The 21717-nt window shown below is 50.6% G+C and carries 20 protein-coding genes; 8 read left to right on the plus strand and 12 right to left on the minus strand.

The features are described from left to right. Positions 1 to 179: 179 nt before the first annotated feature. The 4 genes from HF569_RS09290 to HF569_RS09305 form a co-directional block, all read right to left on the minus strand. Positions 180 to 950 (minus strand): ABC transporter ATP-binding protein, encoded by a 771-nt coding sequence (locus HF569_RS09290; protein ID WP_168902220.1) that lies wholly within the window; start codon positions 948 to 950, stop codon positions 180 to 182. Next, a complete protein-coding gene (locus HF569_RS09295; protein WP_168902221.1) occupies positions 880 to 1848 on the minus strand; it encodes an ABC transporter permease in 969 nt (322 codons plus the stop codon). Before HF569_RS09295 ends, HF569_RS09290 begins: the two co-directional genes overlap by 71 nt. An 18-nt stretch (positions 1849 to 1866) precedes the next feature. Then, entirely contained in the window at positions 1867 to 2838 is a 972-nt protein-coding gene (locus tag HF569_RS09300) for an ABC transporter substrate-binding protein (RefSeq protein WP_168902222.1), read from the minus strand. 525 nt (positions 2839 to 3363) lie between these two features. Next, entirely contained in the window at positions 3364 to 4257 is an 894-nt protein-coding gene (locus tag HF569_RS09305; RefSeq protein WP_168902223.1) for a DegV family protein, read from the minus strand. A 1163-nt stretch (positions 4258 to 5420) separates the two neighbouring features. Here HF569_RS09305 and trpX point away from each other — a divergent pair. The 4 genes from trpX to HF569_RS09325 are packed head-to-tail and all read left to right on the plus strand — an operon-like array spanning position 5421 to position 8520. Continuing rightward, positions 5421 to 6416, plus strand: a complete 996-nt coding sequence (gene trpX, locus HF569_RS09310; RefSeq protein ID WP_168902224.1) for a tryptophan ABC transporter substrate-binding protein — start codon at positions 5421 to 5423, stop codon at positions 6414 to 6416. Next, positions 6416 to 7315 (plus strand): ABC transporter permease, encoded by a 900-nt coding sequence (locus tag HF569_RS09315; RefSeq protein WP_168850475.1) that lies wholly within the window; start codon positions 6416 to 6418, stop codon positions 7313 to 7315. The genes trpX and HF569_RS09315 overlap by 1 nt, the downstream gene beginning before the upstream one ends. Further along, on the plus strand, positions 7308 to 8078 hold the full coding sequence (locus HF569_RS09320; RefSeq protein WP_168902225.1) for an ABC transporter ATP-binding protein: 771 nt from the start codon (positions 7308 to 7310) through the stop codon (positions 8076 to 8078). The genes HF569_RS09315 and HF569_RS09320 overlap by 8 nt, the downstream gene beginning before the upstream one ends. Before the next feature lie 10 nt (positions 8079 to 8088). Beyond that, positions 8089 to 8520, plus strand: coding sequence for a GNAT family N-acetyltransferase (locus HF569_RS09325; protein ID WP_168902226.1), 432 nt, complete (start codon positions 8089 to 8091; stop codon positions 8518 to 8520). Between the two features lie 68 nt (positions 8521 to 8588). On the opposite strand, the gene HF569_RS09330 is transcribed toward HF569_RS09325, so the two are convergent. Then, complete coding sequence (locus HF569_RS09330) at positions 8589 to 8876, minus strand: hypothetical protein (RefSeq protein ID WP_168902227.1); 288 nt, start codon at positions 8874 to 8876, stop codon at positions 8589 to 8591. 130 nt (positions 8877 to 9006) lie between these two features. On the opposite strand from HF569_RS09330, the gene HF569_RS09335 reads away from it, so the two are divergent. Next, positions 9007 to 9408 carry a winged helix-turn-helix transcriptional regulator gene (locus HF569_RS09335; RefSeq protein WP_168902228.1) on the plus strand — a complete coding sequence of 134 codons (402 nt, stop codon included), beginning with the start codon at positions 9007 to 9009 and terminating at the stop codon, positions 9406 to 9408. A gap of 109 nt (positions 9409 to 9517) precedes the next feature. Here the strand turns inward: HF569_RS09335 and HF569_RS09340 are convergent, their stop codons facing one another. The 4 genes from HF569_RS09340 to HF569_RS09355 all read right to left on the minus strand — a co-directional run bounded on the left by HF569_RS09340 (position 9518) and on the right by HF569_RS09355 (position 13098). Further along, positions 9518 to 9946, minus strand: coding sequence for a hypothetical protein (locus HF569_RS09340; RefSeq protein ID WP_168902229.1), 429 nt, complete (start codon positions 9944 to 9946; stop codon positions 9518 to 9520). A gap of 15 nt (positions 9947 to 9961) precedes the next feature. Continuing rightward, entirely contained in the window at positions 9962 to 10828 is an 867-nt protein-coding gene (locus tag HF569_RS09345) for an NAD(P)-dependent oxidoreductase (protein WP_168902230.1), read from the minus strand. A 563-nt stretch (positions 10829 to 11391) separates the two neighbouring features. Further along, positions 11392 to 12210: a hypothetical protein gene (locus tag HF569_RS09350; protein WP_168902231.1), complete on the minus strand. Its 819-nt coding sequence runs from the start codon at positions 12208 to 12210 to the stop codon at positions 11392 to 11394. Positions 12211 to 12297: 87 nt separating this feature from the next. After that, entirely contained in the window at positions 12298 to 13098 is an 801-nt protein-coding gene (locus HF569_RS09355) for a TerC family protein (RefSeq protein WP_168902232.1), read from the minus strand. Between the two features lie 271 nt (positions 13099 to 13369). On the opposite strand from HF569_RS09355, the gene HF569_RS09360 reads away from it, so the two are divergent. Further along, on the plus strand, positions 13370 to 14692 hold the full coding sequence (locus HF569_RS09360) for a serine hydrolase (RefSeq protein WP_168902233.1): 1323 nt from the start codon (positions 13370 to 13372) through the stop codon (positions 14690 to 14692). Positions 14693 to 15359: 667 nt separating this feature from the next. On the opposite strand, the gene HF569_RS09365 is transcribed toward HF569_RS09360, so the two are convergent. After that, on the minus strand, positions 15360 to 15983 hold the full coding sequence (locus HF569_RS09365; RefSeq protein WP_168902234.1) for a glycoside hydrolase family 73 protein: 624 nt from the start codon (positions 15981 to 15983) through the stop codon (positions 15360 to 15362). Between the two features lie 116 nt (positions 15984 to 16099). Between HF569_RS09365 and HF569_RS09370 the strand changes: the two genes are divergently transcribed. Continuing rightward, positions 16100 to 17086 (plus strand): YdcF family protein, encoded by a 987-nt coding sequence (locus tag HF569_RS09370; protein WP_168902235.1) that lies wholly within the window; start codon positions 16100 to 16102, stop codon positions 17084 to 17086. 38 nt (positions 17087 to 17124) lie between these two features. On the opposite strand, the gene HF569_RS09375 is transcribed toward HF569_RS09370, so the two are convergent. Further along, positions 17125 to 18111 carry a linear amide C-N hydrolase gene (locus HF569_RS09375; protein ID WP_168902236.1) on the minus strand — a complete coding sequence of 329 codons (987 nt, stop codon included), beginning with the start codon at positions 18109 to 18111 and terminating at the stop codon, positions 17125 to 17127. A 111-nt stretch (positions 18112 to 18222) separates the two neighbouring features. Then, on the minus strand, positions 18223 to 18465 hold the full coding sequence (locus HF569_RS09380) for a hypothetical protein (RefSeq protein WP_168902237.1): 243 nt from the start codon (positions 18463 to 18465) through the stop codon (positions 18223 to 18225). 202 nt (positions 18466 to 18667) lie between these two features. On the opposite strand from HF569_RS09380, the gene HF569_RS09385 reads away from it, so the two are divergent. Beyond that, positions 18668 to 21445, plus strand: coding sequence for an MMPL family transporter (locus HF569_RS09385; RefSeq protein ID WP_168902238.1), 2778 nt, complete (start codon positions 18668 to 18670; stop codon positions 21443 to 21445). The last annotated feature ends 272 nt before the right edge of the window (positions 21446 to 21717 follow it).

A 21717-nucleotide genomic window follows, 5' to 3' on the forward strand; every position in this document is an offset into this window, starting at 1 on the left:
ATTCCGAGCTTCAAACCGAGCCGGAGGACCGCTCTTTAGGCCGCAGGCGGTCCCCACAGCAGGCGGAATCTCTGCCAGCCGCAGGTGACGGGTTTAGACTACTTTTCAGAATAAAATCCTTGTCACTTCAGCGTTGGTAATGGTTTTAGTCCTTTCAACTTTTAGTTACGCGACCAGCACTACTCCGCAAACAACGTGAGTAACTCTGATTGCCGCAGGTTTTGCTTCTCTTCACCGCGCACATCCAATTTGATTTGACCATCCTGAACCATGACCAGGCGATTCCCATATTTTAACGCGTCACTCATCTTGTGCGTAATCATCATCGTGGTCAGTTGGTTCTGTTCAACGATAGTTTGCGTTAAGTCCATGACTTTTTGACTGGTCTGCGGATCAAGTGCTGCCGTATGCTCATCCAGTAAAAGCAGATCCGGGTGGCTAAGCGTCGCCATTAGCAACGATAAGGCTTGCCGCTGACCACCAGATAGATACTTCACCTGCGTGGTCAAACGCTGCTCTAACCCCATGTTCAGTGGCCGTAGTAGCTCTTGATAAGCCGCCGTCTGACCATGACGACGATAGTGCTTAAGACTCATACTGCTCGTGTGTTGCGCCGCCAGCGTTAAATTTTCAGCGACACTGAGCTCTCCGGCCGTTCCCATCTTCGGGTCTTGAAAGACTCGCGATAACCACCGCGACCGGTAGGCAACGGGCTTGCGCGTCACCCGGTGTCCGGCCAATGTGAGATCGCCCGCATCCACTGGCAGGGTTCCCGCAATGGTGTTGAGCAGCGTGGATTTCCCCGCACCGTTATTGCCAATCACGGCCACGAAGTCCCCAGCTTGGATGGTGAGGCTCACGTCCTTTAAAACGTGACGCTCATTTGCTGTCCCGGGAAAGAAGACCTTCTGAAGGTGCTTGACGTTTAAGACTGCTGGTTGTTGTGGCATTCGAATCGACTCCAATCTGTTTGAGGTAACGTTTCAGCTGTTGCTTGGTTTGGTACTTATTGCGTAAGAGTGGCAGGCAAATCACGATCACCAAGATTCCTGCGGACAGAATCTTCAGGTCATCGACTGGGAAGCCTAGGCCCATGGCCACCGTTAACAGGAAGCGGTAAATAATCGCCCCGACGACCATAGCGGTGAGCCGTACCCACATCTGGCGGCCACGCAGGAAGATTTCACCGACTAACACGGAAGCTAAACCAATCACGATCGTCCCAATGCCCATGCCAATATCGGCATAACCATTACTTTGGGCAATCAAGGCCCCCGATAAGGCAATACACCCGTTGGATACCATGTAGCCAATGATAATCATCCGATCGGTATAAATCCCGTTGGCCGCACTCATCGCTGAGTTATTTCCCGTGGCCATCAGGGACAATCCTAAGCGTGTCTTGAACAACCAGACCAATACGGCAATGACCACGCCCGTGATCAGCGCCCCCATCACGATGGTTTGCACATCAACCGACCATGTGGCCGGTAAATAACTGGTCAGTACCCGTTGATCTAACAGCGGGACATTTGACTTCCCCATGACGTGCATATTGATGGAGTACAACCCCGTCATCGTGAGAATGCCGGCAAGTAGTGAAGGCATTCGTAGCTTAGTGTCTAGGATTCCCGTCACCCAACCGGCTAGGCAGCCCGCGACAAACCCTAACAGGCTGGCAACCCAAGCTGACTGACCACTGAGCATCGCACTGACGGTGACCGCCGCGCCCATAGGGAAACTCCCTTCAGTGGTCAAATCCGGAATATCTAAAATTCGAAATGTGATGAAAACGCCGATCGCTAAAGGTGCCCACAACAGGCCTTGACCGATACTCGTGATTAACATAACCATTCTCCTTCTTTCTTACGGTTCTTGAATCTGACTCGTCTTTAAACCAATCGCTTGAGCGTTAGCTTTGTTAATGTACATGTGGAGCTTCTTAGAGGTTTGTACGGCCATCGTTTGTGGTTTCTGGTTCTTTTCCAAAACGTCGTAGGCCATCTTACCGGTTTGTTTCCCTAAATCGTAGTAGTTGATCCCGTAGGTAGCGGTCCCACCATCTTGAGCCATTTCAATTGAACCCGTGACCACCGGCAACTTAGCGGCCTTGGCCTTTTGACCGATCGTCTTCATTGCACTGGCCATCAGATTATCCGTGGGTAAGTACAAGCCAGAAATTTTGCCCTGCAGACCGGCCAGAACACTCGTCACATCGTTGGTGCTCGTAGCACTCACGACCTTCAAGTTCAGGTCGTGCTTCTTGGCATAGGCCTTCGCTAACTTCACTTGTAAGACGGAGTTTTCTTCGGAAGAATTGTACATCACGCCCAACGGCTTGTTGCCTTTGCTCATGCTAGCCAAGAGCTTGAGTTGCAAGCCCACCGGCGTCAAATCGCTCGTCCCACTCACGTTGGTAGCGGGCTTCTGGTTAGCTTTTACCAGACCAGCAGCCTCGAGGTCCGTCACCGCCGTGACCAAAGTTGGGGTCGTCTTGGTCTTCTTGGCTAACGCCTGGGCGGCTGGGGTGGCGATGCCTAGTAAGACATCATTTTTCTGTTGGACGAGTTGTTGACTCATAGTGTTCAAATTGGCTTGGTCGCCCTGCGCATTTAAGTAGTGATACTTCACCTTCACTGACTTGTTATGTGCCTTTAATTCATGATTTAAGCCTGCCTTGAAGCCTTGCCGGGCCTCATCTAATGACCCGTGTTGGACCACCTGTAAGATGCCGACATTTAAAGTGCTCTTGTCACTGGCTGAAGACTTGCTGGAACAGCCTGCCAAAGTTAACCCTAATCCTAATAATGCGATGCTCGTCAATACTAATTTTTTCATTTTGCAGATCCTCCTGTTAGGTACGATTGGTCGTGCCAGCTTCTATTTTTAGTCTCGTCGTTGATCCGAAATTGTTTGGTATTTCTTTATTACCGACAGTTAGTCGATAAGCCCACAGATTGATTCAACTTGACTGGCCCACCCGCGTGGTATGCGTCCACACTCACGGGTAAGGCCCTTTTGCTCACGTTTCAAACAAAAAAACACCAGGTAGATTCTGAGTAGAATCTACCTGGTGTTATCGGGCCCGATAATTATTTCTCCAGATAGATTGTACCCGTATCTATCTGGCGCTTAAGTCATGTTGAAAAACTTTAGCTATTCGATAGATACAAACGCAGTTGTGCGGCGCGTTCGTATCCAACGAGGTGAATACAAACGCTATCTAAAGAAAAAGCTAAAGGCAAATTGGCTATTCAAATGAGTGAGGTTATTTTGCTTCATGAGTGAAGTTCCTTTCATTTATCAATTTACATTTACTAGTAAACCATTAAAAAATAACAGTGTCAACCCTAAATTTCTAATCTATTTCTCATCATTGGGAACGAGGCTGTGAAAATCCTGGGACCACGCCAGCCCCATCGCGCCATCGCCCACGTGAACGCCGAAGCTTGGCCCAATCAACGCGACATCAAATTTCACCGTAGGAAACCGCTCTTGCGCCGCGGCCAACCAATGTTGCGTAGCTTCTGGTTGATCCGCATTTAAAATGGTCGCCTTCACGGGAACCGTGGCGGCTAAATCGACCGCCAAATCATCTAGGAAGTCGCCCCGAGCACCCTTCCAACGTAACGTACTGCCGGCGTAACGCATTTTACCGGACGCTTCAAACGAAAGAATCGGTTTACCGGCATGCAGGGGCGTGCTGCCCGGACCACGCCGCGGATTAACTTCCCCAGTGCGTAACAGGGGCTTAATCGAATCCACCACAAACACGCTGTGGATGGTCTGGCGCAGTTGAGTTAACTGGTCAAAGACTTCCTGGATCGTCGCCCCGCGGTTGACCAGCTCAGCGGCTAGGCGTACCTGATCACCCATCACCGTCAAGATTCCGCGCGAGTCCCACGGCCAGATGTGAATTGCGTCGATACTTTCTGCAAAGGCCGCCAACGCATTGACAAAGCCCGAGATTCCCAACGACGGTCCAATGATGATCACGTCCGTATACCCTTGACGGACCAAGTCATCACAGGCCGCCTGAATCGTCTTCATTGATAACTGTGGCGCAGTTGGCACAACTTTTTTAGTCTTGGCTAACCGCATCAGTCGATAATAATCCGCGGTCGAAAGATCTTGATATTCATGATACTGCCGATTGCCAAACATAATTGGCGCCGGTAAGAGTGTAATTTGACGTTCCGCAGCTTCCGTAAAATCAATGCCCGCTGAAGTATCCGTTATCACTGCAATTTTTGTCATTTGGCAACCTCCTTGAGGTTCATCTTCATTTAATCACTTATAACACGTTAACCACCCTACACAGGCAACACTGAAGGATTCATCCGCCTTACCGTTCGCCAAATTTGGGCTGAAACGCTGTGGGGAGGACGGGGCAAGCCAAAGTGCGGTCTTGCCCCTCGCTTGAAGCCGCAAAACACGTCTTCAAGTCGCCATTTTCAAGAAGTTCACTTGAAAATCCCACGGCTGAGCCCAAATTTGACTCACTCACGGCTACACCTGAGTCCTACCTTGCAACAGCACTAAACATCATCTGTCAAAGTTATTACTGCCGACATTTACCACCGGAGGAAGCAAATGATGGAGGCAGCTGTGTCGATGCTGTTGGCCGAGGCTTCTCACTCGGGTTACAGCATGGGACGCGTTTAAAGACTGACGAGTTTTGTCAGGCTTCAAACCGAGCCGGAGGACCGCTTCTTAGGCCGCAGGCGGTCCCCACAGCAGCCGGAATCGTTGGCAGCCGCAGGGACCATCACTCCGTTATATGCTTTGAATTTACTTAGGGATGATCTTTTGCTTAGCATAGTGGCTAAATCGTTGGTGGCGGCTGAACTGTTAAAGTCCAGTATACCAAAAAAGCACAAAATATGGTTGACGGTTTTTCAGCAATGCCGTACACTAAATTTATTCGACAACGGAAAGGACGGAAAGTTAATGCAAATGTCAGCTACAAAACTTAATGGACGTTGGCAAAGCCGGTAATCAAGTCGTCATCACTGTAGATGCGACTTGAGCTCCCAGAGCGATCTTCGCATCTGCGCCGGCTAACTTTCTGCTGCAATAGCCCGCACGGATGATTTCTATCCGATTGCGGGCTTTTTTGTATTCGAAAGTCACCCCACGGGTAAAGGCCAGCAGCTAGATTGTCAGTTGAAGTCAACGTGATGGCCTTGAAAATCACCAGCTTAGTCTTTTACTTCTCATGAGGTTAAGTGCCGACAGCAAAGTCTTCCTTAACGTCCGAACGCGTTTTTACATAGTCAGCTATTTTTAGTTTTTGCGTGACGCTAAGCAAAACCCTTTCGTTGTCCCACCACCTCTGGCAATATGAAAACCAGTGTCTAATTACCCTAACATTTTATAAATACCAGCATTTATTTTAGAGAATTGAGGTTGATTGCAGCATGAAACGACTATATGGACTCATCGCCATCCTCGTGATCTTTCTGGGCTTCGCGTTTGTCAGTGAGAGTCACAAGGAAGCGGCAACTACTAAAGACGTCCCCACGGTGGGGATTCTTCAGCTCCTCTCCCATCCCGCTCTAGATGCCATTCACAAGGGCATCATTCACGGCTTGGCCGAGGAAGGTTATCACGTCAATAAGAACATTAAGATTGACTTTCAAAACGCCGAAAATGATCAAAGCAACCTTAAAACCATGAGCGCACGCTTCGTCAACGAAGACGCCGACGCCATGATTGGGATTGCCACCCCAGCGGCGCAAGCCCTCGCCAACGCCAGTTCAACGACGCCGGTGGTGCTGGGCGCCATTACCGATCCTCAGGGCGCGCACCTCGTTAAAAGTAACACTCATCCCGGCAACAACGTCACGGGGGTTTCCGACCAAGCACCACTGGCTTCCCAGTTAAAATTAATCCAAAGAATCATGCCGAACATGAAAACGCTGGGCATCATCTATACGTCCTCCGATGACTCGGCAACTGCGCAATATCACCAATTTGCGGCGCTCTGCAAGAAGGAACACGTCCGCCTCAAAGCCTACTCCATTGCTAACACTAACGACCTCAATCAAGTCAGCCAGCAAATGGTCAACCAAGTCGACGCCGTCTACGTGCCGACCGACAACACGGTGGCAAGTGCCATGCAGACCCTGGTTGCCACGGCCACCGCTAAAAAGGTTCCCGTCTTTCCAGCCGTCGACACCATGGTCAAAGCCGGTGGTTTAGCCACGCTGAGTATCAACCAGTATCAATTGGGGGTGACCACGGGTAAGATGACCGCCGCCATTTTAAAGGGCAAGAAGCCCGCCGATACGCCAATTCACTTCGTGCGTAAGGGTGAAATGACCATTAATCTGAAAACCGCTGAGAAGTTGGGCATCACCTTGCCTGACTCGGTCGTTAAAGAAGCCAAACAACACGGGGAGGTATACCGCTAATGAGTTTATTTGTATCCGCAATTGGACAAGGCCTGCTATGGGCCGTCTTGGGTGTTGGGCTGTTCCTCACGTTTAGAATTCTGGATTTCGCTGATATGACCGTTGAAGGGACCTTCCCCTTAGGTGCCGCCACCGCCGTCGCCGCGATTAGTAATGGCATGAACCCGATGTTAGCCACGTTACTGGCCTTTGGTATCGGGGCTATCGCGGGTCTCATTACCGGTCTGTTGTACACCAAGGGCCACATCCCCATCCTCTTGGCCGGTATTCTGGTCATGACGGCTTGTTATTCCGTTAATTTACGGATCATGGGCCGGGCCAACGTGTCCCTGCTAGGCAAATCCACGTTATTCAAGAACCACTTCTTAGCTTCCCTGCCCCAATACTTTGACAGCGTCTTTCTGGGCACGCTGGTGATGGTCGTCATCACCGGACTTGTGATCTACTTCCTGCAAACGCAATTAGGCCAAGGGTTCATCGCCACGGGGGATAACCAGACTATGGCCCGTTCCTTAGGTATCAACACCGATAACATGAAGATTATGGGCCTGATGGTGTCTAACGGATTGATTGCCTTTGGTGGCGCGCTAGTTGCCCAAAATAATGGCTACGCCGACGTCAACATGGGGATTGGGATCATCGTCATCGCCTTGGCTTCCATCATCATTGGTGAAGTGGCCTTCGGTGATCTGACGTTGAACCAACGGCTCGTGGCCGTGACGTTAGGGAGTATCCTCTACCGTTTCGTCCTCTTGATCGTCCTCAAGCTAGGCTTCAGCGCCAACGACTTGAACCTGTTATCATCCATCATCTTGGCACTCTGCATGATGCTGCCAGTCTTCAAGAAGACGCTGAACTTCAAGCATATTTTGAAACGGGGGTTAGATACCAATGACTAAACCATTACTCGAACTGAAAAATGTCGTGCTTAAGGTCAACCGCAATACCCCTGAGGAAATTATGATTCTCGACCATCTAAATCTGACCATCAATAACGGCGATTTCATTACCGTCTTGGGGTCTAACGGGGCTGGAAAGTCCACGTTGTTCAACGCTATCGGTGGTGACCTCAGCATCGACAGTGGTCAGATTTTGCTGAATGGCAAAGATATTTCCCACGAATCCGTAGAGAAGCGGACCCGCTTCTTGGCGCGCGTTTTCCAGGATCCCAAGTTAGGAACCGCACCACGAATGAACGTTGCCGAAAACCTGCTGCTGGCTGAACGGCGCGGTCAACGACGGACACTAGCTCCGCGTCATCTGAATAAGCAACTCGATCGTTACAAGGAACTCACCGCCACCATGCACAACGGCCTTGACGACCGCCTGACGACGGCGACTGGCAACCTTTCCGGTGGTCAACGCCAAGCACTGAGCTTCCTGATGGCAACGCTCAAACGTCCAGAGATTCTGTTACTGGATGAACACACGGCGGCCCTCGATCCCCAGACTAGCCAGGATCTCATGCATTTGACCAACGAACGGGTTCAAGAAGAACAATTGACCTGTTTGATGATCACCCACCACTTGGAAGACGCGTTGACTTACGGTAACCGGCTGATTGTGCTCCACCACGGCAAGGTCACCTTCGACGTGGCTGGCGCAGAGAAACAAGCGCTGACGACTGAGAAGTTATATAGCTTCTTCGCCGAGATTGAGTAGGCGGCGCACTATGGAAGTTGTCATTTCAAATGCTCCCTTCAATCGCGCCGCGGCACTGGCACTCCGCCAAGCCATCTTCGTCACGGAACGTGGCATCCCCCGCGACGTCGAATTTGATGATCGCGACACGGCTGACCGAGTCTACGTCAATCTTTATCAAGATGCCAGCCACCCGGTAGCCACGCTAAGGCTCGAACCCCAATCGCCCCAAGAAATGCGGTTTGGTCGGGTCTGTACCCGGCAAGATCTGCGGGGACAGGGACTGGGTAGTCGTCTACTGACTGCTGCTGAGGATTGGTCGCGTGAGCATGGATACACGACTGGTGTCATCCACGGGGAAGTCAGCGCACAGGGCTTCTACGAACACTGCGGCTACGTGATTGCGGACGGCCCCTTCGATGAGGACGGTGCGCCGGTCGTTATCTTGCATAAACCTCTTTAGTCCACTAAAATAAGCAAGCCGTTCCCGTTGCGGAGACGACTTGCTTATTTTCCATTCATCACTAAAGATTAGAGACTGTAAATCCGAACATCCGGGTCGCCTTGCCACTGCGCCTTTAATTTAGGGAAGACGTGTTGGGTAAATAAGTCACTGTTGAGATAGGCCTTAGCATGGGCTTCACTATCAAATCCGTGGAGCACCTGCACGTCCTCGGCACGAACCAGCAAGTCCTTCGTGAGTGCGCCCGGAATCGTCGTCAAAAATGGTTCCTTGTGGGTGGTATACACGTTTGCCGCCGCTGCTCGGTTAGCATCCGCAATCTTCATGGTCACTTGTAAATAAGCTTTCACTTTCATTTGAAATCCTCCCTTTCAACGTCCTTAGTGTAAGTCACTGAGGCCTCGCTGAGAAGATATTAACAAATTAATGAGTCGCTCAGTTTTTCCATAGTTCCCTTTAAATCAAGCTTTAAGAAAGGACCTTGTGATGTATACGCCTAAATTAGAAAAAGACTACCGCAATCCACTAGAGGTGGGCCTAGCCTTCCTTTCTGGCAAATGGACCACCCGCATCATCTGTGCATTGGCCAATGAACAGCCGCTACGCTATAAAGCGCTGAAAGCCCGGGCTAGTGGCGTGACGGACGCAGTTCTGGCGGCCACGCTGAAAGACCTCACCACCCACGGTATTATTCAACGTCAACAGTTCAACGAAATCCCGCTGCGGGTGGAATACCGACTGACTGACAAGGGCACCGCGGCGTTACCCATGCTCAAGTCAATCTGTCAGTGGACCCAGCAATACAACGACCTCGCCGGACAGGTGCGTTGTGGCTGTGGCCAGGACAACTGTCAGTTTGATTTACCCACTGCCCAACAACATTCTTAATCGATCAAGAAGCTGGGAATCATTCCGTTTCTAACAAAAAATTGGTCTTAGAAATCGTTTTGTGATTTCTAGGACCAATTTTTAATGGCTAAAGGTTAACACCTTTTATTCACTTATTTTTCGCTCGACGCCACTGTCGCCACCACAGATAGCCCCAAGCTAACGGGCCCGCCAGAATCAAGAACAACCGCAGCACGAGGCTTATACCCCAGTGTTCAATCCCGTTTTCTTTTCCCTGAGCGTCGCCAATCCGGGCAAAGCCAAAGTGACCCGTGCTCCAATAATTTGAGCCCATCCGCATGGCCTTTTGATCCGCACCTTCCTGCGGCCGCTCAAGTTTTTTCCCGATGTCCACGCTGCCATCCAATCGCTGGTGTGACTGTCCGTATAACAGCGGAAAGCAGACGACGTAGCTCACCACCAGGTAGAGATTCCACCACGAAAACGCGAGAGTCCAGGCTCCCGTCTGAGTATTGAGATTATTGATGAAGAAAATGAAAGCGAAGGGAAATAACCCCTTCAGATAAGTTTTGACCATCTCATCACGTCCACTTTACGCTTGTTCATAAGTCTTGATGAGGCCTTGAGTCCCATCATTGCCTAAGCCAAAGTCATCGACCATGGCCTCATAGAGGAGCTTAGCCTGCTTAGTGGCCGGCAAATCAAGTTGCATGCGCTCCGCTTCCTGTAGGGCAATCCGCAAATCTTTGAGGAAATGTTTGGCGAAGAAGCCCGGTGTATAGTCACCCTTCAAGATTCGGGGCACGTAATTATCCATACTCCAGTTATCGGCGCCCCCACTGCTCAGCGTGGCTAAGACCTGAGGCAAGTCTAAATCCGCCGCCTTGGCGTAGACCAGCATTTCCGTTAATCCCGTCATCGTGCCCGCAATCATGATTTGATTGGCCATCTTGGTGTGTTGACCCTTACCGGCCGTCCCGAAGTAATTCACGCGCTGACCAATCTGTTGAAAGACGGGCAATACACGATCATAGGCGACCCGATCGCCACCAACCATGACGGTTAACGTGGCATTCTGGGCACCAACGTCCCCACCAGAGACCGGGGCATCCAGCGCCTGTACGTCATGCTCATGCGCTAACGCGGTTAATTTGACCGCTAACGCCGGTGTGCTTGTGGTCATATCCACGACGGTACTCCCCGCTTGAATTCCCGCGAAGATACCATTTTCACCAGTATAGACGGCTTCAACATCACTGGGATAACCCACCATGGTCATCACTAGCTGCGCCTGTTGGGCCACGGCTTGCGGCGTATCCGCCCAGGTCGCCCCGGCATCTAACACCTTCTGGGCGTGAGCTTTAGTCCGGTTATAAACAACCACGGACTGACCCGCCTTCAACAAGTTCAAAACAATGCCGGTTCCCATAACACCCGTTCCAATAAATCCAATCTGCATAAGCGCTACCTCCCGATCCATTTGTTTCCTATGGTACCACGATCTACTCTACTGCCGTACCAATTTGGATCACTATTGCGTTAGCATTCAAATTGGCAAAAAAAGGATGCAACAAATTCCCGCCAAAAAACATTAGTACTAATATAGCGGCAAAAAAGACCCGCGAACTGAGACCACTCAGCCGCGAGTCCTGGGACTTCCCTCAATGTCTAGCAATTAATAATATCAAAACGTGGTGACAGCTTATCACCGCGCTTTGGCTGCAACAATTCCAGTTACGTGAATACTTTATCCAAGATCGCTCTCTAAGCTTGGCACGACAACCTTTCACACTGACGTGGCCTAGCTACAGTGTAGCCGTGAGTGAGCCAAATTTAGGCCCAGCCGTGGGAGTTACCAAGTGGTTATCTTGGTAACTGGCGACTTTGAGACGTGTTTCTCGGCTCAAAGCGAGGTCAGAGACCGCCCTGTGGCTCTGACCGTCCTCCCCACTGCGTTCCGGCCTAAATTTGGCGAACGGTAAGGCGGCAATCACTACCAGCATTTTCGTCAGTGTTTAGAGTTTAGCCGTATTCGATTTCGCCAAAGTGGAATGGTCGACCATTGACCGTGTAATTGGTCCAACTGGCAAACGCCGAGAACGTGTCATCGATTGGTCCGATGCCTAAATGACCCGTCGTCCGCTGGTTGACCACCGTTAAGCGATAACGCTGCTTTCCGATCTTATGATTAGGCAATCCCTTGATCGGGCGGTTATAGTCAATTTTGGTCGTACTGCCCTTAACCGTCACTTTGGCAACCTTCACGGCTTGGGTGGGTTTAGTGACTACCGAACTGCTAACCCAGCGCAGCCCCGTTAAGTATGGCGACTTAGCGACGGCCGACTTGTCATAATACTGTAAGTAGTTGTCCAAAGTGAGGTAGAACGCCGCTGTCGGTGCTGCCGCAGAATTGTCCGCATTCGCCGTAAAGCCCTTCCCCGGATGAAAGATCTGCGTCCGGATCGGTGCCCTGAGTTTGACCCGTTTAAAATTCGCTTTGGTAAACGGAACCGACGCCATGTTCCGATACTTATACGTCTTAGCGCGTTGGTAATTGACCACGCCGTACGTCAAGGCGGCCTTCGTTTTTACTTGACCGTTCGTCCCCCACTCCGAAGCGGTCGCCTCAACTGCCAACAATGTATTCTTCTTGACCTTAACCGGTCGATACTTTCCCCGTTGCTTTTGATAAATCCCCACGTACATGGCCTTCTTCGTCCGGACGTACCCCGTACGATCGGTCAGGTACGGATTCGTCGCCGCACGAGCGGACAAACTTCCCAAGCTGATAACCGTTAAGCCAGCCACTACCGCTAGCCCCCATTTAATCTTTAATTTCATCATACGCCTCCTCTGATGAGGATAGTATACATAATAAACTTTCTGAAAGCAAAAAAAAGGACGACCCGCAGGCCATCCTTAGTCAAATTAAGATTTAGTTGTGTTAGATTTTTCCGATGGGCCCTTGGAGGATCCCTTTCGACGCCGAACCACGTGGATCAGCAGCGTGACAACGATAGCGCCTAAGACGATAATCCCAAACAAGGTTGCCGGGATCTCAATGTCAATAGCCGGAATTGAGATGAATAGCTTCACCGCGATTAAGCCAATCAAGATGTACGCCATGGGTTCCAACTCGGGAATCCGTCGCATCAGCTTCATGATCACCTCAGCAACCCCCCGCATGGCTAGAATCCCAATCAAGCCCCCAATCAGGACAATCACTGGATTGCTAGAAATCGCTAGCGAGGCCAGTACCGAGTCCACCGAAAAGATAATATCCATCATTTCAATCTGCAAAACCACGGACCAGAACAACGGCAAAATCCGTTTCTTTCTATCCTTAACCAGCTTTCGGGTGTGCTTGACCCGTGTCTTGGTAAAATACTGAAATACCAAAAAGACCAGATAGAGGGACCCAATGATCTTGATTTCCCAGAAATTAATGAGGTAAGTTCCCAATCCAATAATGATGAACCGGAAGATGTACGCCCCCCAAATTCCGTAAAACAGGGACTCTTCTTGTTGCTTCCGTGTGGGTAACGATTGCGTCTGTGCGGCTAAAACCACAGCATTATCCACGGACAACAGGCACTCAATCAGCACCAGTGAAAAGATAATCAGCCAGTCATTACCCGAGGTAATCACGGTTTCCCAATTGTGAAGATCAAAGAAAGGCCCATAGAGTTGGCCTAAGAAATGTAACAACGGTATCTTCAGCTCCTTCATTTATCAATCGTCACTAAGGGTGTCACTCGATGGCGACCAGTACGGACAAACGGTCCCATTTAAGTCCCTAGCGAACTATTTTTGCCTGCATAATTCTACCACACTCCCCCTTAACTTGCGACTGTTTTATCTAGTAAGCCCCGCAACCAATTATAGGGAGCGATGACGCCACTTAATCCGTTCACCAAATAAATGATTGAAAATGTAACCGTACCGCGTTAATATGAGACTGGCTTTCAGGAAACTTGAACCGACTTTAAGGGAATGGATGATGATTTTGAAGAAATTTGTGACAATTTTAGGCGTCACTCTTGCCTGTGCGTTTGCCGGCGGCCTGACTTCAAGCTCCGCTGATGCTAGTTATCTAGGAATCACGAGTACCAAGCAGACCAGTTACAACGCACGTTTCGTGAATCAAGGTAGTCGTAACGACGGGATTTACTATTATGCCCCTTACAACACCCAACGGTCGGCCAAGACCCGCGATGCCAGTGGGAAGAACTGGCAACATCGTTTCGTCAATGTCAGCCAAGTGGCCACCCTTTCTAACGGTGCGCAATTTGCTAAATTCTCCTGGTATGGCAAGACGATTGGTTGGGTTGATGTTAAAGCTTTAGGCAAGTTCAGCCGGAGTCAAAACGCCAAGGTGCTGTTGAACAACGCCCACTTCCAAGGACGGGCGATGCTATTTAACAACTACACTAAGGGCGCCAGCTACGTGAACGTTGGTTACTCAGACGCAACCACCAAAACGCCTAATTCGGCGGACACCCTTTATCCCATCGCATCACTCCAAAAGGTGATGACTGGTGCGCTCATCGAACAACTCGCTGGTCAGGGAAAGTTATCGCTAAACGATAAACTCAGTCGTTACTATCCGGGAGTTAAGAACAGCAGTCAAATGACGCTGCGGCAGTTACTGAATCAACGTTCCGGTATTGATATGTCTGAATCAACGCCTAACACCTTACTCAAGACCCAATCCGCTGAAATTAACTACACGTTAAATCAGCTTCAGGTCGGAAAAGTCGGGAGCTACAACTACACCAATGCCAACTATACGCTCTTAGCAGGGGTCGCCTCCAAAGTTACCGGGCAGACCTACGACCAACTGGTCCAAAAGCGGATCATCGCGCCATTAAAGCTCAAGCACACTTTTGCTTGGGACAGCCTGCCTAAGAGTGGCTTTGTGGCCAACGGTTATAGTTTCGCCAATGGCAAGAGCAACAATCCCAACAACGCTTCGCAAAAGTTAGTCTCTTCACTGCTGGGTGCGGGAAATTATTACTCCACGCCATCTGACTACTATGCGATCCAAAGAGGCTTGCGTAACGGGAAGATCCTCACGACAAATCAATATTACGATTTATCCAACGATTACAAGTTAACCTACGCTGGTGGCTTATACCATTACAGCGGAAGTATCAAGCGCGTTCGCGGAACCCTAAGCGGTGCGGGCTACGAAACCGTACTGTACGGATCAGAAGGCAACAAGTCTGGTGTCATCCTCTTCGCCAACCAAGCACCTACCCGGTCAATGGATGGTCTCGCTAAGACGATGTATGACCTCGCGCGCTACTACAATGAGAACTAAGATTGTCGGCTAAATCCGGTACCGCGATCCAGGCAACGGTCCACGCAGCTCTGACAAACTGCACGTAAACAAGATGAGGCAGAACCAGCATACTCGCCGGCTCTGCCTCATCTTTCACTTTATGTTTAAACCTAAAACGGATCATCACGGTCACCTGCGGCTGTCACACTCTGACATTGCAGCATGGATGATGTCCACCGCCTTACCGTTCGCCAAGCTTTGGACTGGAACGCTGTGGGTAGGACGGGGCAAGCCAAAAGGCGGTCTTGCCCCTCGCTTGAAGCCGCAGGGCACGTCTTCAAGTCGCCATTTTCAAGCAACCCGCTTGAAAATCCCACGGCTGAGTCCAAATTTGGCTCACTCACGGCTACCATGGGATCACTCAGTGAACTAAGTGCTGACGACCCAGGTGCTAAGCTAACTTATTAGTCAAGCACTAGACTAACCGGAGGCCAGCAGAGATGGAGCCAGCCGTGTCGACGGTGTTAGCCGATTCTCGGCTTACAGCGTGGGACGTGTTGGAAGACCGGTGAACTTGCCGGGCTTCGAACCGAGCCGGAGGACCGCTTCTCAGGCCGCAGGCGATCCCCACAGCAGGCGGAATCTCTGCTGGCCGCAGGGACCAACTTATACTATCCTGAAGTCAGGCGACATCGAAGCTCAATTTCTAAGTGTCATACTGGTTCAGATTGTAGGTAGCGATTAGGTTGGTGAGCTTTTTGGCGTAGCTGGGATCGGTCGCATAGCCATTTTCTTGGAGGAGCTGGGCCGCCGTCTTATAATCAGTCACCGTCTGCTTGAAGTAGCTCCGTTTCAGCAGGGCGTCGTGATCCAGAATTGCCGCCGTTAGATTGGGATAGTCCCGAAAATTAGCGTGTACCGAAATCTTCTTGTTATTCACGTATTCGTTAGTTAAAAACGACTTGGTACGGCCCTCATAGCTGCCCTTTACCCCAAACGGATTATTGGCCTGGAGAAATAGTTGTGACGTTCCCCAACTCGATTCTAAAATCCCCTGCGCAATCACAATGCTGGGCAGAACTTGCCCATTTTCGCGGTAAACCTTGACCGCCGGCTTAGCCATCTTTGTGATAAACTGCTTCTGAGCGGCTGTTTCGTTATCCCTAGAACTATTGTCCGTTTGCGTAATCCGCTGTGATTGAATTTCCGTCTTAATTTTACCACGCACTAATAGCCCGCCGCCCAATACTAAGAGGACCATGACGAAAATCCAAGTCGCCGTCGCGGGGTTATGAGTTGTTTTTCTTCTAGTTCTTCGACGCTTTGGCACCCAGATTCCTCCAATCTCGGTTATAATGTTCTCAATTATAGCGAGTTTTTCTTTAGATAGAATGAATTATCAAAAGCCTCAACAAAACTTAAACTTTTTCTAGAAAGGAGATTGCCATGTTACTGAGTGCCAGTGCCGTTTTGATTTGTCTGGTCATTTTACTAACCGTTTGGGACCCACACGGTCTGTTCAGCGCGGTGGTCACCATTCTTAGTGGCGGGCTCATCACGTTGCTCGCCCACCTGTCCCACCAACCCTGGGCGCCACTATTGGCTGACGGCGGCTTGGCGATCACCCTCTTCATCGGCTTTTGGGGACTGTGGACGTTATTTCTAATCATCGGCACGCCCCGGCTCGTCGTCCGTAAACGTGAGCGTTTGACCGGACCACTGATCGGCTGTGTCTGGGGTTGGGTCTTTCTCGGCGTCGCGTGGCTCTACGCCGTCAGTCACGGCCAATTCAGCGATACCCTCTGGCCGTGGCTCAGCTTCATCCCCGCCTTCAGCCTCTATCTAGGCGTTCTCTTCGGTGCAAGCCTCATCGGTTATCTCCGCGCCGTTTGTTTTCGTTCCCGCCACGCCGACACGCTGGTCATCTTAGGAGCCGGGTTAATTCACGGCAACCAGATTGGCCGCGTGCTGGGGGCGCGACTCGACACGGCGTTAGCCTACGCTCGCCGACAGAAGCAACCAGTCACCCTCTTAGTGACTGGTGGTCAGGGTCCGGACGAAACACTGAGTGAGGCGGCAGCCATGGCCGCTTACTTAGAACAGCACGGTTATCCGGCTGAACAAATCGTTCAAGAGACCGCCGCGACCAATACCCGGACCAATCTCATCAATAGCCAAAAGATCTGGTGGCGTCTGCCCAATCAGGGTGGTCGCGTGGTACTCATCACGAATGGCTACCACCTCTTTCGGACCCAACTGTTGGCCCAGCGCTTGGGCATTCACGCGGGTAGTTACCCGGCGCCCACCAGACCAGGTTACCTCTTGATCGGCTGGGCCCGTGAATTTCTTGCCATCGTCACGCTCCGTCCCCGACTCCACCGGGGAATTCTCTTGGGCATGATCGCAACCAATGTTCTGTGGATGTTGCTCTAACGCTATTTACAACAAAAGTCCTGACGGCCGCTCGCCTGTCAGGACTTTTCATTTAGTGCCGTCACCGTCAACTGATTGGCGACCTTGTAAAATTTAGGCGTCGTCCACGTCAGCATCTCCGGCGTGAGCGTCAACTGAACCACATCTAACCGATTGTAGGGTTGGAAATAATACGTCAGCGACTCGCTGCAAGTCGCCGCGCGATAAACGGAATACGTCGGGCGATACTGGTGACTCTTCGGCACCGCCACGCTGTCTAGCAGATGCCAGGCACTGACAATTCCCGCGGCTTCATCAGCGGGGAGATCCACCCGCTCCTTGTAATAGGCCGCTCGAACAAAGCGCCCACCCGGTATGTACGAGCCACTCGGGACTGGCTTCCCAGAGAAGCTCCCCGTCGTCACCCGTTGCGCATTCAGTGGAACATCTCCCGCCTTGAAATCATCCGTATAGTTGACGTACTGTCCCAGTCGTTTTAGCTGCAACTCGAAGTCTTTACTGTTTGTGACCACCCCGAGGGGATTCTCACGCACCCGCATGGGAAAGTGCGTGGGCTCAATGACCACCGTGCGTCCCGTCCGGTCAACCACCGCAAAATGCAGTTCAGAATTGCCGATATCGTTAACCGCATACGCATTACTCATCAGCTGAATCTCCGCAAGATGTTCCTCAATGTCCGCGACAGAGGCGAAGTTAGCGAGCAAATAAAAGGAAAATTCATAGGGCGCCAAGTGAACTTGCCCGGGCGTGGGGCGTTCAACTAACCGTGAGCCATTGGCAAAGGTGAGTTTTTGCACGCTCAGCCCCATTTCATTGACCCCATCGGAAACATCAATTTCATTGTGATGGGCCCCACCGCCACCAATCATCGCGTAACGATTGGTATGCCAATGATTATCAAAGACACTCTGCCACCGATACCCCCGCGGTACGAATAACGGCTGAACATACAGGGCGTGCCAATCCATGGTGCGCGCCAAGATATGCTGACCATCCTGGGTGATTTGTAAAATGCTGGTACACATCGCGCTGGACTCCCTTCAATCGTCGTTGACTAATGCCGACCCGTACAATATTAGGCGGCTAACAACTTCTTGTAGTTAATTAAGTTTACGGTAAAACTACTGTCGCCGCAATTAATGTGTCTCAGATTGGTTGGCCCCCTCAAGAAATGCCTGGAACCGCCGATCAATTTCTGGTTGTTGCGCCATCACTGCTTTTCCGGGTTCCGCCACCGCTGCCGTAATTTGGAGATAGGCAAACATCACCTGACTTTCATCCAGGTGGTATTGCGCCGCTAATTTAGTCGCTAGCGCAAAGCGTTCCCCCGTTAACATGGCGGCAAAGGGACTGTGGTAAGGCCGTTGGTGCTTCGTCATTTTTACACATTCTTTCTTTTAGTTAGTACGTGGTCTTCTACTTTACCCGCTTTAATTTTAGAGTCAACGAAAGAGTTCCTTAAACTTTCTTAAATAACGCTGAAATCGGTCCGAATGTTCCCCAGTATGGTAAAATTAAACATGAATTGCACCCTGCTTGCACGGCGGGAGATTGATTAGATAGAGAGGACTCAGATTACATATGCAAGAACGGATAAGAAAGCTTCACCACAACCGGATTTTTGCACTCGTATTCTGGTTAGTCGTGGTCTTTGCGGCCATCGTCACCTTGCCAAATGTGAAGACCATCATTCAGTACGATGGTCAGCCACAATTGGCGAATACGAGTCAACCCGTTAAAGCAACCCAGTTGAAAAACAATTGGGGGCGTAACTTAAACGGGACCTACACCGTCAACGCGGTTTTCAATAACCCCGATGGCGCCCTCACCAATAAGCAACTCGCTTCGGTCAACAAGACCGTTTCCGAATTGCAGAAGCGCGCAACCTATTATGGTGTTCAAAAGATCACGACGATGACCAATACACCAACGAGTAAGCCGCAACTGCTTTCAAAGGATAAATCAACGGAAATCGTCAAGTTAGAGGTTAGTCATAACCAAGGCACCGTTCGCCAGCTGACCTCCCAACTGAAGGCTCAGATTTCAACCGTGGGCTTGAATACCTACGTGACAAGTCCTGAGATTATCAGCGATGCCGCCAATGAGCATATTTCATCCTTCACCTTGATTGTGATCCTGATGACGATGCTCATTGCCCTGATTGCGATGGGAATTCTATTTGCCTCAATTATCGCGCCGATTATCACATTTTTAGCTATTTTAATTAGTTACGTTACGACGCTGTCCCTTGCAACCAACCTGGCTTACCACTGGAATTTCGCCTACTCAGAGTACACGCCGATCTTCCTCTTACTGGGAATTAGCCTGTTCACGCTGTTAACCAGTTTCTGGTTCTTCCGCGAACTACGCAACCTCACCGACGACGGTGCTGACAGTCAGGCCGCCACGTCGAAGGTCGTCAGTGACTTGGGCTACCGCATCCTGATTAGTACGTTGAGCTTGACGATTGCCTTTGGTAGTCTCATGCTCTTCGACTTCTCGACGATTCGTGCGTTTGGCCTCCTGGGGATTGGGTTTGCCATCACCGGGATCGCTAGCGTCACGCTGGTCCCCGTCTTCACTGGGATGCTGGGGAATGGCCTCTTCTGGCCGAAGAAGACGCGTCCTCGGCTCAAGGATCACAAGCTGTGGTTCCATCTGACTAAGTTCGGTCTCTGGCAACCTTGGATTGCCATTGCCGTCGTCTTGTACCTCATCGTGCCCGTGATCACCGCTGACCGGACACACCTGAATTACGACAACACGCAAGACATTCCGAACAATCAAGCCGTGCAGGGTGCTCGGGTATTAAGCGCGCACTTTGGCCAAGGGAAAGCAACGCCAGTCACGCTGTATATCTCGACCAACCAACGCCTCGACAATCAAAATCAATTGTTCCAATTAGATAACTTAACCAAGAAGCTCCGGGCACAACCAGGAGTGGCGTCCGTCACTTCTGTAACCCAACCGGGTGGTCAACCGATTACCCAATACTACGTCTCTAACCAATTGAGCTCTCTCAACGAGAACATTACCGGCGTGGTCGGTCAATTAGGCACGGTTCGTAACGACATCCAGTCTGACCGAAACAATCTGAAACAACGGTCACTTAAAGCTGAAGTTAAGCGGTTGGACAAGTTGACGAACCAGACTAATACCTTGATGAGTGACAGTAGTACCTTACAATCCTCACTCCAAGCCGCATTGAGTCGTTCCACGGCTGCTGGGTCAACGAGCACGTCGAAGCGGATCACCCGTTACATCAACCAGTTGAACGCCGTGAATACGGAGCTCAACACTGCTGTAAATGATTTGACCACCCTCTCCAATTCCGTGGGAACGGTCAACACGGATGCCACGACTGCTCATTCTAATTTGAGTAACTACGCCGAAGCGATCAAGGCCGTCAGCGACAGCTTGAAGACCTCCAAGAAACAGGTCGCAGGCATGCAGAAGTCAATGAACAAGATTTACTTGTATCTCAGTGGTCTCCAGACTTCCGAAGCGGCTAAGTCACTGTACTTGTCACCAACTCAAATTGCTAGCGGTGATTTCCAACAATCACTAGCAAATTACACGGATGCCAAGGTTCACGCGACTTATCTCACTGTGACACTGAAGCAAGCACCAAACGCTAAGGACACGACAGCGACGTTGCAACAACTGAAGCAAGTTGCTCAAAGTCAACTGCGCGGAACGGTCCTTAAGGATGCGACCCTAACCTTTAGTGGTCAGCCCGTGGTTGCAAGTACGATTCAGACGCAGTACCAGCATGACTTACCACGCGTGTTAATCCTGGTCTTTGGGATCACGCTCTTACTGTTGGTTCTGTTCAGTCGTTCACTGCTGCAAGCCGGTTACTGGTTCTTAACGTTCCTGGCCTCTGCTGCGGCGGGTTATCAATTAACCTTGCTCCTGATGGGCTGGTTAACGGGTAACAACGAGTTCAACTGGCAAGTGCCATTGCTAGCCTTCATTCCACTGACTGTCCTGGCGGTGGTTGAATTAACCCAACTCGCTTTGAGTTACCGGTTAAACGATGGTCCCCTGCTGGACTGGTTATTACCAGGTATCAATGAGGTTGGTCAAACCATGCGTCACTCATTGTTCATCATTATCGCTGGGGTACTAGGATTGCTGGCCGCTGAATCGCAGACGTTGACCGCTGTCACGTTGATTACGATTTTCACCGCCATCATCTTCAACCTATTCTTGCCACTAATGGCTTCATCATTCGGTAAATTATCAGTTGTCTTACCAGCGCAAAAGCCAATGCAGTTCCGCCGTAAAAAGCGTGCACACCGCAAGGCTACCCGCTCTAAGAAGATACCACAGTCTCACGACGAGTCATCAAAGTAAAACATAACGTAAAAATGCCTCCGCACTTGCGGGGGCATTTTTTTATCTCAGAGATAGTGCTGGCAATGCCGCCTTACCGTTCGCCAAATTTGGGCTGGAACGCTGTGGGCAGGACGGCTAGAGCCATAGAGCGGTCTCTAGCCTCGCTTGAAGCCGAAGTGACCCGTACCCCAAAAGTTGGAACAAACTAGAGGGGTATAAATCATGGTTGTTTCAGTTGAAAATAAGATTAAAGCTGTCGAAGACTATCTTAGTGATCGTGGTGAATCGTA

Origin of the sequence: Levilactobacillus tujiorum, from assembly GCF_012641185.1 — a bacterium.
In the GTDB taxonomy this organism is placed as follows: Bacteria; Bacillota; Bacilli; order Lactobacillales; family Lactobacillaceae; genus Levilactobacillus; species Levilactobacillus tujiorum.

Coding starts and splice junctions, on each gene's coding strand:
- HF569_RS09290 (WP_168902220.1), bottom strand. CDS start 950: ATGCCACAACAACCAGCAGTCTTAAACGTCAAGCACCTTCAGAAGGTC.
- HF569_RS09295 (WP_168902221.1), bottom strand. CDS start 1,848: ATGTTAATCACGAGTATCGGTCAAGGCCTGTTGTGGGCACCTTTAGCG.
- HF569_RS09300 (WP_168902222.1), bottom strand. CDS start 2,838: ATGAAAAAATTAGTATTGACGAGCATCGCATTATTAGGATTAGGGTTA.
- HF569_RS09305 (WP_168902223.1), bottom strand. CDS start 4,257: ATGACAAAAATTGCAGTGATAACGGATACTTCAGCGGGCATTGATTTT.
- trpX (WP_168902224.1), top strand. CDS start 5,421: ATGAAACGACTATATGGACTCATCGCCATCCTCGTGATCTTTCTGGGC.
- HF569_RS09315 (WP_168850475.1), top strand. CDS start 6,416: ATGAGTTTATTTGTATCCGCAATTGGACAAGGCCTGCTATGGGCCGTC.
- HF569_RS09320 (WP_168902225.1), top strand. CDS start 7,308: ATGACTAAACCATTACTCGAACTGAAAAATGTCGTGCTTAAGGTCAAC.
- HF569_RS09325 (WP_168902226.1), top strand. CDS start 8,089: ATGGAAGTTGTCATTTCAAATGCTCCCTTCAATCGCGCCGCGGCACTG.
- HF569_RS09330 (WP_168902227.1), bottom strand. CDS start 8,876: ATGAAAGTGAAAGCTTATTTACAAGTGACCATGAAGATTGCGGATGCT.
- HF569_RS09335 (WP_168902228.1), top strand. CDS start 9,007: ATGTATACGCCTAAATTAGAAAAAGACTACCGCAATCCACTAGAGGTG.
- HF569_RS09340 (WP_168902229.1), bottom strand. CDS start 9,946: ATGGTCAAAACTTATCTGAAGGGGTTATTTCCCTTCGCTTTCATTTTC.
- HF569_RS09345 (WP_168902230.1), bottom strand. CDS start 10,828: ATGCAGATTGGATTTATTGGAACGGGTGTTATGGGAACCGGCATTGTT.
- HF569_RS09350 (WP_168902231.1), bottom strand. CDS start 12,210: ATGAAATTAAAGATTAAATGGGGGCTAGCGGTAGTGGCTGGCTTAACG.
- HF569_RS09355 (WP_168902232.1), bottom strand. CDS start 13,098: ATGAAGGAGCTGAAGATACCGTTGTTACATTTCTTAGGCCAACTCTAT.
- HF569_RS09360 (WP_168902233.1), top strand. CDS start 13,370: ATGATTTTGAAGAAATTTGTGACAATTTTAGGCGTCACTCTTGCCTGT.
- HF569_RS09370 (WP_168902235.1), top strand. CDS start 16,100: ATGTTACTGAGTGCCAGTGCCGTTTTGATTTGTCTGGTCATTTTACTA.
- HF569_RS09375 (WP_168902236.1), bottom strand. CDS start 18,111: ATGTGTACCAGCATTTTACAAATCACCCAGGATGGTCAGCATATCTTG.
- HF569_RS09380 (WP_168902237.1), bottom strand. CDS start 18,465: ATGACGAAGCACCAACGGCCTTACCACAGTCCCTTTGCCGCCATGTTA.
- HF569_RS09385 (WP_168902238.1), top strand. CDS start 18,668: ATGCAAGAACGGATAAGAAAGCTTCACCACAACCGGATTTTTGCACTC.